Here is a 13,747-nt window from a genome sequence, read left to right on the forward strand (position 1 = left end):
ATAGTGAATTTTTGCCATAGCGGGCGTTAGTAATGACCTGATGTACTTGCTTCAACCAAAGTCGCTCTGCAATCCATCGATATACTTTTTACTCTCCCTCAGCACTTCAATAATCCGTTCCAGTTCCACTGGCGTATCAGTGCGTACCGGCATACTGTCAGCCAGTCGGTGCATACGCAGTGGAATTTCCAGCGTACAAGGAATATCTTGCGCAGCCAGTGACTTGATGAGCGGCTGATAATCTAAGATGCCCTGTCCAATGGGCGGAAAGTGAAACTCTGCGCCCTGTTTATACACATCTTTAATGTGGCAATGACGCATCTGCGGCAACAGTTGCATTATTTGTTGTATCGCATCCGCCTGAGGTCGCAACGACACCATATTGCCGGCATCGCCATTAAACGCTACAGCTGCACTGCCCACCTCTCGCAGCAACTCTTCGCCCTCGGCTGCCAGCGCAAACGCATCATAATTATGGTCGCCGCCATTCTCGATCAGTAAACAACAACCAGCATGCTCAAGATGCGGCGCGATCTGACGTAAATTACTCACCAGCGCCGCATAATCCTCACGCTTTGCCGTGCAGGCGTTGAGTAGCTTGACGCCTATCGCCTGAGCAAAACCGATGCGTGTTTGCAGATACGCAACCGCTTCGGGTCGCGCCAGATTAAAGGTGCAACCGAGCGCCAATGTTTTCAACTGATGCTTGTCCAGCAGTGTCCGAATGCGTTGCGCATTGGCCAGGCTAAACAGGCTGTCATCCAGGTCACCGACATAACCTTGGTTATAAGCGACCTCAACGTACTCATAGCCTAACCGGCTAATGATTCCGAAGGCGACATCCATGTCGTGCCCATCGAAAATCGAGGTGTTAACACCGAGTTTAAGCGAATTTGGCATAGCGAAGATTCTCCTGATAATCGGACATCGAACGATTACTGTGAATCAAATCGCGCCGGCTGCCATACGCACCAGCAAGCGGAAAGCGTTCTCAAACGCCGATGGCGTTGCAAGATTTTGCCCATATAAGTTGTATGCGGTGCCGTGATTGGCGGTCGCAATCGGAATCGGCAGCCCGCCCTGTACGGTAATACCGCGTTCGAAGCCAAGCATTTTTAACGCGGTGGCGAACTGATCGTGGTACATCGAAACCACAGCATCCAGATGCTGTGTCTCTACGGCTTTGTAGGTGGTATCGGCTGGATAAGGGCCATAGACATCAATACCTTGATCTTTGGCTTTTGCCATCGCCGGTTTAATGATGATTTGTTCCTCATCACCAAACAGACCATTCTCACCACCATGTGGATTCAGGGCCTGCACGGCAATTTTCGGCTGCGCAATGCCCGCCTGACGCAGCGTGCGATCCATCAGCGCAATGGTATCGACTACGCCTCCAACGCTGAGGTTCTTCACGATATCGCGGAAGGGAATATGCGAAGTGGCGCGTCCAGCCCAGAGGTCATCCACCACATTCACCTCACAGCAGAAACTATCCCACTTCAGCAGTTCGGCGAACCAGTGCAATTCATCGCGATGCTGCAGCCCTCCCATATGCATCGCTTGCTTATTCAGCGGCGCAAAACAGACGCCTTGCGTAATGCCCTGCTGGGTCAATTCGACCGCACGCGCCAGCGTTTCCAGGATATACACGCCGCTCTGCTCGCTTGCATTGCCATAATCAAAAGGCGTGCGTGAAGACCAGTCATGATTGAGCAGCAACGGTTTACCTGACGTGAACCTGATATTTGCGGTATCAGCGATTTCGTCATAGTCGAAACGCTGACCGGCAATAGTCATGCCTTTTTCCAACTCCTGCTGGTCGGCAATGATAATCACGTTAGCCAGTTCACGTAGCCCCGGCTGCGACAGCACTTTGGCAACTAATTCGGGACCAATTCCTGCTGGATCGCCCAGCACCAGTGCAACAGAAGGTTTTTTCATCAGGATTTCCTCAGTGATAAGCATTATTTGCGGGCTGTACTTCACCGCGAGAAGGGGAATCTTCAGACAACGGAATGTCCGGGCGCATAAAGAAGGTAAGCACGATGCCGACCATCAGCAGCACAACCGAGCCATAAAATGGCAAGCTCCAGTTGCCGGTTCTATCAATGATGATGCCAAACAGAATCGGCGAAATGATGCCCGCCACCGCTGAGCCGGCATTAACCAGGCCACTGGCGACGCCAACGAACTTAGGCGTGATCTCCATTGGCACTGCCCAGATAGGGCCTATGGTCAATTCGAGGCAGAAGAAGGCCAGACCAAGACAGGCGGTAATCACCGTCATGTTGGTGGAGCTAATCACCGGAATGAGCAGCAAACCGGCGCTCAGAAAGCTAAAGATAATGACGTTACGTCGCGCCGCCACTACATTGCCGGTGCGTTTCAGGATTTTGTCACTCACGATGCCGCCGACGGTATTCCCCACCACACCCGAGAGAAATACTGCTGAGGTGAAGAGTGCGGATGATTTCAGGTCCATGCCGCGACCGTTCATAAAGAAAGTCGGAAGCCAGGTGAAGAACAGCCAGCCGGTCCAGCCGTAGCAAAAATAGACGCCCATGGTTGGTCCAATACGTTTGAGCAGCGCTTTCCATGGCGTGGGGGCTTTCACTTTGTCCGTTATGTAGGCATCAAGTTTTGGCAAAATCTTGCGTTCTTCTTCGCTCATATCGGCAATGTGATGTGGATTATCCCGGAAACCTACCACCCAGAAACCGAGCCATACGGCGGTGATAACGCCCAATGCGATAAATGAGAAGCGCCAGGAGTGCATCAGTACTAACAGCGCCACCAGCGATGGCGTAACAGCATTACCAAAGCGTGAAAATGAGTGGGTGATACCTTGTACAAAGCCACGCTTCTCGCTGGAGAACCAGAATGTCATGGCGCGCGCTTGTGACGGCAATGCCGCCCCTTCGCCTACGCCAAGCAGCATGCGTGACAGAAACAGCGAAGCGAAACCACCCGCGAAACCGGTACAAATGGTCGCGACCACCCAGATGCTGCCGCAGATGATAATGGTTTTGCGTGCGCCGAAACGGTCAACAAACCAGCCACCGATAATCTGAAACACTAAGTAGGTGTAAGCGAAGGCAGAAAATATCAGGCCCAGATCGGTGTTATTGAGGCCAAGATCCTGCTTTATCAGCCCCGCCGCAGTTGAAAGGTTGACGCGATCGACGTACATCAGAAATGACAGGGCGCAGAAAAGCGCCAGTACTTTCGTACTGTATCGGTTTTTCATGGATGAACCTTTTGGGTTTAGGTCAGAGGTTGTAGGCTGCACCTTGCTCAAATGAACGTTTGTTGTTCATTTGTTATATTTTATCGCTTATTTTTCGCCTGCTCATTGTGAGCACCATCACAATAAGCCTGCTAAGTAGTTTTCAGCGTTCAAGGTGTGATCGTCATCTCAGCATTGCCCGCTGACGATGAACATATGCACAATCAACCACTAAGCCATAAACAAAAGCTCATTGGATAAACGTTACGGTCTGTTCCTGATGCGTACATATGCGCAGTGAATGTTGCGGAGTGAAGCTGGTTTATCGGTCGCCATAAATGGCGACCCTACCGTTGTTTGGCGAGGTTTTTGTAAGGTGCGCATCCAGGCGCACCTGGATAAATAGACAAATTAATGTGCCGCTACAGTGCGTGTCGCTTTTCGTCTCAACGCTCTTTAAGCGATGTAGATAAGATAGACCGCCAGATGCACCATAGCGCAAACGCTAATAACCATCAGCAATGTCAGTACGCCTTTGCCAGGATTCAACGCTTAAAGTCCCTAAAACGTATACGTCACCGCCGCTGTTGCGGTCAGCTGGTTCTGCCTGAATACAATGGGACTGTCTGCCGCGTGATCGTCCAGCCACGTGTAACCCGTGCTCAGTGCGCCGCCCCAGTGCTGAGTAAACTGATGACTCCATGTCAGGTCGGTTTCTACCCCATAAAATCCGGCTGCAGGTGAGTAAATCGTATAGCCACTTTTGTCGCTTTGACGCGCGTTGACGCCGTACCAGGTTTGCATGTAGCGCGCATCTCCAAACAGCGCGGAGGTCTGCAAGGAAAGGTTATCTTCCTGGGTTTGCAGCGGAATCAACGTTAACGAAGTACGATAATTTACGCCCTGGCTGGTTGTTAGGGGCAGAACGGCTTTCGCTTCCAGAATCAGCCATGGCGAGATCGCCCAACCGGCAGCTATTCCGGTGTTGAGCGTGGCATTGATTGTGCCCATGCCACGCAGCTTGTCAGAACCATCGCGCCAGTCGGAATCCTTGTCCGCCCTGCCCAGGCCATATCCCAATGTCTGCTCCAGATACAGGCCGCTGTCACTTTGCAAATCGTAACCGACACCCTTTTGCGAATCGATGAAAAATGCGCCCTTTCGGGCCTGCACCATCGGCACCACCTGCCAGCGTTGCTTATCTGCGCCGCTGTATTTCGGTGTGGTTTGCGCGCCCACGCCCATCATCACGCCATCCTGCGCTGCGCTGTCATCAGCGCGCGTGCTGGCACTGAAACTGACCAGTAACAAACAGCCACTGTACAGCGCCTTTTTTCTGGTTATCATCGTGTCACCTCAGTTACCCATCTGTTTTTAGCCCCTTGCCCGGGCGTTGCGTCACAGGTCGGAGTATCCCGAAGCAATGTCAATTAAGTGCCAGGGATTTATGAAGAAACTGTCAAGGTGAGCCATGAACAACAGACGAGTATTGGTTATTGAGGATGATGCAGACGCGGCAGACGTGCTGGAAGCCTATCTGCTACGCGAAGGATATGCCGTGGAGATTGCCGGTAATGGGCTTAACGGACTTGAGCGCGTAGAGAAGTGGAAACCCGATCTCATTCTGCTCGACATCATGTTACCCGGCATGAACGGCACCGAGGTGCTGGCTGCCGTGCGACGCCGCGCTGACACGCCAGTGATTATGATTACCGCGATGACGGACACGCCCGACAGAATCGGCGCGCTGCGCTTGGGCGCGGATGACTACGTGGTGAAACCCTATCATCCGGGTGAAGTGGTTGCGCGCGTGCAGGCCGTGCTGCGCCGCAGCCGTGCGGCAGTTGCCGAGGATGAAGTGCTGCGCTGGCAAGCGCTGGAGGTTAATACTGCGGCGATGACCGCCGTCGTCGCGCAGCCAGAGCAGCATCCAACCCGCATTGACCTCACGCCAACCGAATTTTCTCTGTTGGTGACGCTGATGCGAGCGCCAGTGCGCGCGCTTAGCCGTCAATATCTAATCGAAACCTGTATGCCTGAAAGCGAGGCGCTGGAAAGGGTGATCGATACCCACGTCTACAACCTGCGTAAGAAGCTCGAAAACGCCGGGTTGTCAGAGATATTACTCAACGTGCGCGGCGTGGGTTACAGGTTCAGACAGCCATGAAACAGTCACCTCCTCAAACGCTGTGGCGCTGGATCTGCGTGCGTATTTTGACACTGGCCATCGTCACGGTTATTGCCGTCGCCGGGATTATGTTTCTGCGCTTTGCGCTGCAAAACCTGTGGATTATCCACCATATGCCGCCGGACATGCGCCAGGAATTTCTGACGCTGCGCGCGCATCCGCAATCTAATCTGCCGCGCTTCCACGAGATCGTTGATGAACGCTGGGGTGTGCGCTACTCCGATCCTTCGGTCGGTGCCGCTGACTGGTTGATGGTGATCATCCTGATTTTCATCATTACGCCGTTTGTTGCCTTCACCGTTCTGCGCAACGCCCGCCCGCTGGCGCTGCAATTCAGCCACCTGAAAAAAACCGCTGATCGGGTATCCGAAGGGCAGTTTGGCTCATCCGCCACCATGGTAAAAAGCGCCCCGGCGGAGCTGCTGCACTTCGCGCACGACTTTAATCGCATGAGCCAGCAACTGGCGCTCTACGATCGTGAGCTGCGCGCCTCGCACGTGGCGCTGGCACACGAACTACGCTCGCCGCTGACGGCCGCCATGGGTCGAATGCAAGGTCTGCTGGATGGTGTGTTTCAGCCTGAACCGCAGCAGCTGGAAATGGTCATGAAACAGTTGCGTCACATGAGCCGACTCATTGATGAGCTCCACCTGCTGTCACTGGCCGACGCCGGACAACTCAAGCTGGATCTGCATGTGATCAATCCGGGAGAACTGGCACGCGAGCGCGTGGCCTGGGTGCGACCGCAAGCCGAAGCCAGCGGCATGATCATCAGCGTGGTAGCAGACAGCACGCTCACCTGCCGCGCCGATCCCTTCCGGTTGGGTCAGGTTTTTAGCGTGTTGATTGAAAACGCCTTGCGCTATGGCAAACCTGCGGGCCAGTTGCAGATTATCGCCCGGGCGGTACCGGGAGGCTGCAGTATTGAATTCAGGGATGATGGCCCCGGCGTCACACCGGCGTTTCTGCCAGAGATGTTCGAACGCTTCACGCGCGGCGAATCCTCACGCGCGCGACACTCCGGCGGCAGTGGACTTGGCCTGTCGATCGCCCGCGCCATCTGCGTGGCGCACGGCGGCAGGATTAGCGCCAAACTCCCCAAAGAGGGTGGTCTCAGCCTGGCAATTTTTTTGCCTAACGTCAGTACGGAGCCGTTGTCGCGCTCTTGACAGGATCTTGACTCGCCGTACAAAGAATCTCGACAGTAAGCCGTTTTAATGGCGCCAAATCCTTGTACGGAGAGGCGCCATGACAGACTCTTTCACCGGCCTGGTCAAACAGGCCGCCAATCATCTTATCGATGCACAACGCTTAATAGCGTTGCTGCCGTTGTTGCCCTGCATGGTGGTCATCGCCTTATCGCTCACCGCCTGCGGGCCACGCGATCCCTTACCCCCGGCGCCTCCCCGGCCGGTAAAATTCATCATCGTGAAGCCTGCCACGCAAGGGCGACAAGTGCAGATGACCGGTGATATTCACGCCCATGACGAAACATCGCTGGGTTTCAGGTTGGATGGGCGGATTCTGGCGCGATCTGCCGAAGTGGGCGACCGCGTCAACGCGGGCCAGGTGCTGGCCACGTTAGAAAGCAGCACGACCCAAAACGCGTTACAGAGTGCGATGGCTGACACCGACAGCGCACGGGCAACGGAACGCGTCGCGGCGCTGAATCTGCACCGTATGAAACAGTTGATGCCTTCCGGTGCGATTGCGCGCGCGCAACTCGACAGCGCGCAATCCGATTGGCAATCCGCCGCTGCGCGTCTGCAGAGCAGCGAAGCCGCACTTAACAACGCGAAAGAAAATCTGCGCTGGACCCAGCTAACGGCCCCTTTTAGCGGCGTGATCACCGCCGTCAGCGCATCTGCCGGACAGGTAGTGAGCGCCGGTCAAACGGTGATGTCGCTGGCAAGCGGTACACAGCGAGATGTGGTGATGGATGTACCTTTCCCGGCGGCATTTTCCTCGCTTCCTGGCGACGCCTTTCATGTATCCCTGCTCGCTTCACCGGCGATTATCGCACAGGCGCATCTGCGCGATATCAGCCCGCAGGCTGATTCACAGACGCGCACCTGGCGGGTTCGATTAACGTTGGACGACCCGCCGCCAGCAATGCTGCTGGGTGCCAGCGTCAGCGTTGCGCTGCCAGAAAGCGATCCACGCACCTTCATCCTTCCTGCATCCGTGCTGACTCGCCTGGCGGGCAAGCCGGCGGTGTTTGTGCTGGATGCGCAGCGCGGCAAGGTAACGCGCAGTACGGTGGTGATTTCCCGCTACACCGCCAGCGAAGTCTATATCGCGAGTGGTCTCACGGCAGGCGAAAGCGTGGTCACGGCCGGCGTGAGCACATTGCGCGATGGCGAAGCGGTTGCGCTGGGAGATGAGCAGCCATGAGTGAACATTCAGCTCGCGCTAAATTCAACCTTTCCGCTTGGGCGCTAACTCATCAACAGCTGATGGCTTTTCTGATGCTGATGATCCTTGGCGCTGGCATGCTCAGCTATCAGGCGCTGCCGCGCAATGAAGATCCCGCCTTTACCATTAAAACCGCAGTAGTCTCCGCGCAGTGGCCCGGCGCCGATCTCAACGATACGGTGCAACTGCTGACTGAGCCGCTGGAGAAAAAGCTGCAGGAAGTGCCCTATCTGGATTACGTGCAGAGCGAAACGCATCCCGGCAAAACCGTTATCTTTGTTAATCTACGCGATAGCACGCCGCCCGCCAAAGTGCAGGACATCTGGTATCAGGTGCGCAAGAAAATGCAGGATGTCAGCAGCACGCTGCCTGCGGGCGTTGCGGGCCCGGCGGTCAATGACGATTTTGACGATACCTTTGGCACGATTTACGGTTTTACCGCTGAAGGATTCAGTGCACGTGAATTGCGCGATCGCGTCGAATCAATTCGCGATCGGCTGATGAGCGTGCCAGACATCGGCAAAATTGCGTTGCTCGGTGTGCAGGAGGAGCAGATTGTTGCCAGCTTTTCTCCGCGCAAACTAGCGGGTATGGGCCTGAGCCTGCAGCAGGTCACCGATGCCTTGCAGGCGCAGAATGCCTTATCATCCGCAGGCGTCATTCGCACCGGCAGCGATAACATCTCGCTGCGCGTCAGCGGTGCCTTCAACTCGGAACAAAGTCTGCGTGCCGTTACGCTGCATCTCAACGATCGCTACATTCCCCTGACCGATATCGTCACGCTGTCGCGTGTGCCTGCCGAACCGCCAATGCCGCTTTATCGCGTCAACGGTAAGCCCGCGATTGGGCTGGCGATCTCAATGGCACCGACCGGCAATATGCTGGATTTTGGTAACGCGTTAACGGCTAAGATGTCGCAAATTGCCAGCCAACTGCCGCACGGCATTGAGGTAACGAAGGTAGCCGATCAGTCGCGGGTGGTCAGCAATGCGGTCAGTGGATTTGTGCGGGTGCTCGGCGAAGCTATCGTTATCGTGCTAGCCGTCTCTTTCGTGTCGCTTGGACTGCGCGCCGGTTTAGTGGTGGCAGCGGCAATTCCATTAGTGCTGGCGATGACGTTTACCGGCATGATGCTGGCGGGCATTGGGCTGCAACGTATTTCCCTTGGCGCGCTGATCATTGCGCTGGGCTTGTTGGTTGATGACGCGATGATCGCGGTGGAAACCATGGTCGCTAGACTTGAAGCCGGTGATTCCCGCTGGCGCGCCGCCACGGTGGCCTTTGAAACTACCGCATTTCCGATGCTCACCGGCACGCTGGTGATGATTGCCGGTTTCATTCCCGTCGGCTTCGCCGCATCCGGCGCGGGAGAATATTGCTACTCGCTGTTTGTCGTGGTGCTGATCTCGCTGCTCAGTTCCTGGGTTGTCGCGGTGCTGTTCTCTCCGTTGACCGGCAGTTGGATCTTGTCATCAAGGCAAGGTAATTCTCACGCTGGGCCCGGTTTGTTGTCGCGTCTCTATCGCCATCTGATTTCACAGGTCCTGCGCCATCGAAGTTTCACGCTCGGTCTGGCGGGTGCTTCGCTGATGGTCGCCATCTGGGGCATGAGCCATATGCAGGGCGAGTTTTTCCCCGCCTCCGATCGCCCGGAGCTGCTGGTCAGCCTCACGCTGCCCGCGAACGCATCGCAGGCGCGCACGCTAAGTGTGGTGGAACAGCTCGAAGCGAAACTCAGCGGCAACGCGAATATTGACCACTTCTCCTCCTACAGCGGCAGCGGCGCCGTGCGTTTTTATCTGCCGATGGACGTGCTCAACGATGATGAAAACATTGCACAGTTGGTGGTGGTGGCCAAAAATCTGGCGGCGAGAGATCGGCTGAAAGCCGAACTCGACCGTCTGCTGGCACGTGAATTCAGCGATGTGGTGACGCGCGTATCGCCGCTGGAACTGGGGCCACCGGTCGGTTGGCCGATACGCTATCGCATCAGCGGGCCGCATTACGATGTGGTGAAACAGTATGCAGAAAAGCTGGCAGGCATCCTCGGGCAATCACGCGCGACGCGCAGTGTAAACATGACGGCGGGCGAGCCGGAACGCGTCATCACTTTTGTGGTGAACCAGACTGCAGCCCGCGCGGCTGGCGTCTCTTCACAGGATATCGCGCAGCTGCTGAACCGCGTGTGGTCCGGTCAAAGCGTGACGACCGTGAGAGATCATAATCGGCTGGTTGATGTGGTGTTGCGCGCCGACGATGCTGACCGGCTGGATTTGAGTAGCCTCGCTGCGCTCAAACTGACCACCGCAGCAGGCACGAAGATCGCCATCGGCCAGGTGGCGACGCTGCAGTGGGGATTGCAGGATCCGGTGATGTGGCGTCGACAGGGTTTTCCCTATGTGGTGGTACAAACGGATGTAGCGGCAGGCATGCAGGCGGAAGCCACATCCGCGCAGCTCAGTACGGCTGTTCAGCAGCTGCGCGCCGGATTAGCGCCGGGTTACACGCTTGATGAAGAGGGCACGGTTGCCGAATCCGATAAAGGTAACGGTTCGGTGTTTGCCGTATTGCCGGTGACGTTGTTTGTCATGCTAATTCTGCTGATGGTGCAGCTGCAACGAATATCGCGCATGTTGCTGGCATTGGCGATGGCGCCCTTTGGGCTTCCCGGCATTGTTTTGGCGATGCTACCCAGCGGCACGCCAATGGGATTTGTTGCCCTGCTCGGGATGATTGCGTTAGCCGGCATGATCATCCGCAACGCGGTAATCCTGATCATGGAAGCCGATAGCAATCTGCGCGTTGGCATGTCACGCAACGATGCGGTAAGCAAAGCGGCAGAGCATCGTGCCCGCCCGATTCTTCTTACCGCCTGCGCCGCGATTTTAGGCATGATTCCCATCTCGCATCAGGTGTTTTGGGGGCCGATGGCCTACGCCATCATTGGTGGGTTGCTGGTGGGAACGCTGATGACGCTGACGGTGTTGCCCGCAGCGCTCAGTCTGGTGATGCAGCGTGAATCAGCGTCTTCATCTAAATGACAAAGTGTTGGCTGGCATTGCGCCAGCCAACATGACTTAACGTGCCAGACGCCAGCCGCGTGTCAGGCGCTTCTCTATCTCCACCAGCACAAAGATCCCCACACTCACCGCCAGCGAAATCAGCCAGTATTTAAACGGCAGCGGCGCGGTGCCAAACAGCGTGTTCATCAATGGTACATAGATAATCATCGCCTGCAGCGCGATAAGCACCACGGTGACCAGCCAGATGCCACGATTTTTCAGCAAGCCGGTATCCAGCGAGAATCCGTTGCTGTTACGGCAGTTCAGCATGTAAACCCACTGCGCGGTGACCAGCATCTGCAACAGCACGGTACGGATGAACTCCGGCGTGTAGCCGCGCGGCTGAAGCCAGGCTTCCAGCACAAAGGCGCTAATCGAAATCAGCAGGCCAACGAAGATCACACGCCAGATGGCGTAACCATCCATCACCGGGCTGCGCGCGTTACGTGGCGGGCGGCGCATGATGTTGCGCTCTGCAGGTTCGAATGCCAGACCAAACGACAGCGTTGCCGAGGTCGCCATGTTCATCCACAGAATCTGCACCGGCGTGAGCGGCAGCAGGTTGCCCATCAGAATCGCAATGATGATCAGCAATCCCTGCGCAAGGTTAGTCGGCATGATAAACAGAATGGTTTTCTTCAGGTTATCGTAAACGCGACGGCCCTCTTTCACCGCCGCTGCGATGGTGGCGAAGTTGTCATCGGCGAGGATCATATCCGCCGCCTCTTTAGTCACTTCGGTGCCTTTGATGCCCATCGCGATACCGACGTTAGCCTGCTTCAGCGCAGGCGCATCATTGACGCCATCACCGGTCATACCGACGATTTCACCGCTGCTCTCCAGCGCTTTCACCAGACGCAGCTTATGCTCGGGGCTGGTACGGGCAAAGATGTCGTACTCACGCGCCGCCACGCCCAACTCGGCATCATCCATGTGCTCCAGCTGATAGCCGGTAATCGCAGAATCGCTGTTACCAATGCCCAGCATCTGGCCAATCGCCATCGCGGTTTCCGGGTGGTCGCCGGTGATCATCTTCACGCGAATTCCTGCCTGCTGGCAGTCGCGAATCGCGGTGATGGCTTCCGGACGCGGCGGATCCATCATGCAGGCCAGGCCCAGCATCTTCATGCCGTTGCGTAAATCATCGTGATCGATATGATGCTGCGCTTCCGGCAGCCAGCGCCACGCGGCGGCAACGGTGCGCAACCCTTCGCTGGCGTAAGTGGTGATCGCCGCTTCCCAGTAGCCGCGATCAATCACTTCCGCTTCGGTTGCGCCCTGCTGCTGCTGACACAGCGACAGCAACACATCGGGCGCGCCGGTCATCAGCAGGCACGGTTTGCCATCAATCAGGCAGCTCACCGCCATGTATTTGTAGGCAGAATCAAACGGCAACTTGCTGAGAATCTGCACCTTTTCACTCTGGATCCCCGCCTTGGCGGCCAGCACTTTCAGCGCCCCTTCGGTTGGGCCACCCACGATGCCCCAGTTGCCGTTGGCATCCTGACGCAGCTGGCTTTCGTTACAGATATCCACCACCTGCAAAAAGCCCTGCATCAGCGCATCGCTTTGCTGACCCGCTTCAAGGGTGAACTCACCTTTGGGTTCATAACTGTTGCCGCTGATGCGCCACTGGCTGTTCGCCAGCACCACCGCTTTCACCGTCATCTCGTTCATGGTCAGCGTGCCGGTTTTATCCGAGCAGATCACCGTCATGGCACCAAGCGTTTCGACCGTCGGCAGCTTACGAATGATGGCGTGATTACGCGCCATTGACTGCACGCCGAGTGACAGAATGATCGAGATAATCGCCGGTAAACCTTCCGGCACCGCCGCCACCGCCAGGCTGATCACCGACAGCAGCAGCTCCGTCACCGCGATGTCGCGCAGCAGATAACCAAACACGAACAGCGCAATCATCATCAGCATAATGATGGCAAAGATGGCTTTACCGAGCTTGTCGATCTGCACCAGCAGCGGGGTTTTCGCCTCCTCAATCGAGGAGATCATCGCATTGATGTGACCCAGCTCGGTGTCGCCGCCGGTGGCGATCACCACGCCCAGCGCGGTACCTGAACTGACGGTGGTGCCGGAATAGGCCAGATTCAGGCGATCGCCGAGCGCTTTTTCGCCCTCAAGCGCCACGGTGTTTTTTGACACCACCGTTGATTCGCCGGTCAGGATTGCCTCTTCGACGCGCAGGTTATGCACCTCGAACAGACGCAAATCCGCCGGGATCTTATCGCCAGGACGCAGCATCACCACATCGCCCACCACCAGATCCTGCGTGGCGACGGTGATCTGCTGGCCGTCGCGCAGCACCATGGCATCGCTCGACATCATGTTCTGGATGCTTTTTAGCGACTTTTCGGCGTTGCTCTCCTGAATGAAGCCGATCATCGCGTTGATCACCGCCACGCCGAGAATCACAAAGGTATCCACCCAGTGGCCCATTACCGCCGTGATCACCGCCGCAGCCAGCAGGATATAGATCAGCACATCTTTGAAATGCGCCAGAAAACGCATCAGCAGTGACTTTTCCGCTTTCTGCGGCAGCACGTTCGGCCCGTTGGCGTTGAGCCGTTGCTGGGCGTCGATAGTGCTCAACCCCGCTGGTGAACTGTTTATTGCGTTAAATACCGCAGCGTTATCCTGCTGATAATAGGGCCGCGCGGATGCCTCCGGACGTTTTGGCTGAATAGGAATAACAGTCATAATTAACCCCGTGCTAATGAATTGAAAATAAAAAAGCGTGCGAAAATAAAAAACACATTTTAATTATATTTTCCCGAAGCATACTGACCGTGGTCATGTTTTTATCGATTCAGAAATGTGATGCTAATAGTGATAGCA

General features: G+C 56.1%; 9 protein-coding genes. 4 read left to right on the plus strand and 5 right to left on the minus strand.

Annotated elements, in window-relative coordinates; all coding sequences use genetic code 11:
• Window positions 1–51: 51 nt before the first annotated feature.
• The 4 genes from RTM06_RS07030 to RTM06_RS07045 all read right to left on the minus strand — a co-directional run bounded on the left by RTM06_RS07030 (window position 52) and on the right by RTM06_RS07045 (window position 4,576).
• The gene (locus RTM06_RS07030; RefSeq protein WP_312180938.1) at window positions 52–846 is read right to left on the minus strand and encodes a sugar phosphate isomerase/epimerase family protein; all 795 of its coding nucleotides are present in this window, start codon (window positions 844–846) and stop codon (window positions 52–54) included.
• A 99-nt stretch (window positions 847–945) separates the two neighbouring features.
• Entirely contained in the window at window positions 946–1,944 is a 999-nt protein-coding gene (locus RTM06_RS07035) for a 4-hydroxythreonine-4-phosphate dehydrogenase PdxA (RefSeq protein ID WP_312180940.1), read from the minus strand.
• 10 nt (window positions 1,945–1,954) lie between these two features.
• On the minus strand, window positions 1,955–3,250 hold the full coding sequence (locus RTM06_RS07040) for an MFS transporter (RefSeq protein ID WP_312180942.1): 1,296 nt from the start codon (window positions 3,248–3,250) through the stop codon (window positions 1,955–1,957).
• Window positions 3,251–3,790: 540 nt separating this feature from the next.
• Complete coding sequence (locus tag RTM06_RS07045; RefSeq protein ID WP_312180944.1) at window positions 3,791–4,576, minus strand: MipA/OmpV family protein; 786 nt, start codon at window positions 4,574–4,576, stop codon at window positions 3,791–3,793.
• A 124-nt stretch (window positions 4,577–4,700) separates the two neighbouring features.
• Between RTM06_RS07045 and RTM06_RS07050 the strand changes: the two genes are divergently transcribed.
• The 4 genes from RTM06_RS07050 to RTM06_RS07065 all read left to right on the plus strand — a co-directional run bounded on the left by RTM06_RS07050 (window position 4,701) and on the right by RTM06_RS07065 (window position 10,873).
• Complete coding sequence (locus RTM06_RS07050; RefSeq protein WP_265303448.1) at window positions 4,701–5,396, plus strand: response regulator transcription factor; 696 nt, start codon at window positions 4,701–4,703, stop codon at window positions 5,394–5,396.
• A complete protein-coding gene (locus RTM06_RS07055) occupies window positions 5,393–6,586 on the plus strand; it encodes a sensor histidine kinase (RefSeq protein WP_312180948.1) in 1,194 nt (397 codons plus the stop codon). Before RTM06_RS07050 ends, RTM06_RS07055 begins: the two co-directional genes overlap by 4 nt.
• Before the next feature lie 79 nt (window positions 6,587–6,665).
• Window positions 6,666–7,811, plus strand: a complete 1,146-nt coding sequence (locus RTM06_RS07060; RefSeq protein WP_312180950.1) for an efflux RND transporter periplasmic adaptor subunit — start codon at window positions 6,666–6,668, stop codon at window positions 7,809–7,811.
• Window positions 7,808–10,873 carry an efflux RND transporter permease subunit gene (locus tag RTM06_RS07065; RefSeq protein WP_312180952.1) on the plus strand — a complete coding sequence of 1,022 codons (3,066 nt, stop codon included), beginning with the start codon at window positions 7,808–7,810 and terminating at the stop codon, window positions 10,871–10,873. The genes RTM06_RS07060 and RTM06_RS07065 overlap by 4 nt, the downstream gene beginning before the upstream one ends.
• A gap of 36 nt (window positions 10,874–10,909) precedes the next feature.
• Here the strand turns inward: RTM06_RS07065 and RTM06_RS07070 are convergent, their stop codons facing one another.
• Window positions 10,910–13,609 carry a cation-transporting P-type ATPase gene (locus tag RTM06_RS07070; protein WP_312180954.1) on the minus strand — a complete coding sequence of 900 codons (2,700 nt, stop codon included), beginning with the start codon at window positions 13,607–13,609 and terminating at the stop codon, window positions 10,910–10,912.
• Between the last annotated feature and the right edge of the window lie 138 nt (window positions 13,610–13,747).

This window comes from Pantoea sp. CTOTU46764, from assembly GCF_031974595.1.
Lineage (GTDB): Bacteria > Pseudomonadota > Gammaproteobacteria > Enterobacterales > Enterobacteriaceae > Pantoea > Pantoea trifolii.

Coding starts and splice junctions, on each gene's coding strand:
- RTM06_RS07050 (WP_265303448.1), top strand. CDS start 4,701: ATGAACAACAGACGAGTATTGGTTATTGAGGATGATGCAGACGCGGCA.
- RTM06_RS07035 (WP_312180940.1), bottom strand. CDS start 1,944: ATGAAAAAACCTTCTGTTGCACTGGTGCTGGGCGATCCAGCAGGAATT.
- RTM06_RS07040 (WP_312180942.1), bottom strand. CDS start 3,250: ATGAAAAACCGATACAGTACGAAAGTACTGGCGCTTTTCTGCGCCCTG.
- RTM06_RS07070 (WP_312180954.1), bottom strand. CDS start 13,609: ATGACTGTTATTCCTATTCAGCCAAAACGTCCGGAGGCATCCGCGCGG.
- RTM06_RS07060 (WP_312180950.1), top strand. CDS start 6,666: ATGACAGACTCTTTCACCGGCCTGGTCAAACAGGCCGCCAATCATCTT.
- RTM06_RS07045 (WP_312180944.1), bottom strand. CDS start 4,576: ATGATAACCAGAAAAAAGGCGCTGTACAGTGGCTGTTTGTTACTGGTC.
- RTM06_RS07030 (WP_312180938.1), bottom strand. CDS start 846: ATGGATGTCGCCTTCGGAATCATTAGCCGGTTAGGCTATGAGTACGTT.
- RTM06_RS07065 (WP_312180952.1), top strand. CDS start 7,808: ATGAGTGAACATTCAGCTCGCGCTAAATTCAACCTTTCCGCTTGGGCG.
- RTM06_RS07055 (WP_312180948.1), top strand. CDS start 5,393: ATGAAACAGTCACCTCCTCAAACGCTGTGGCGCTGGATCTGCGTGCGT.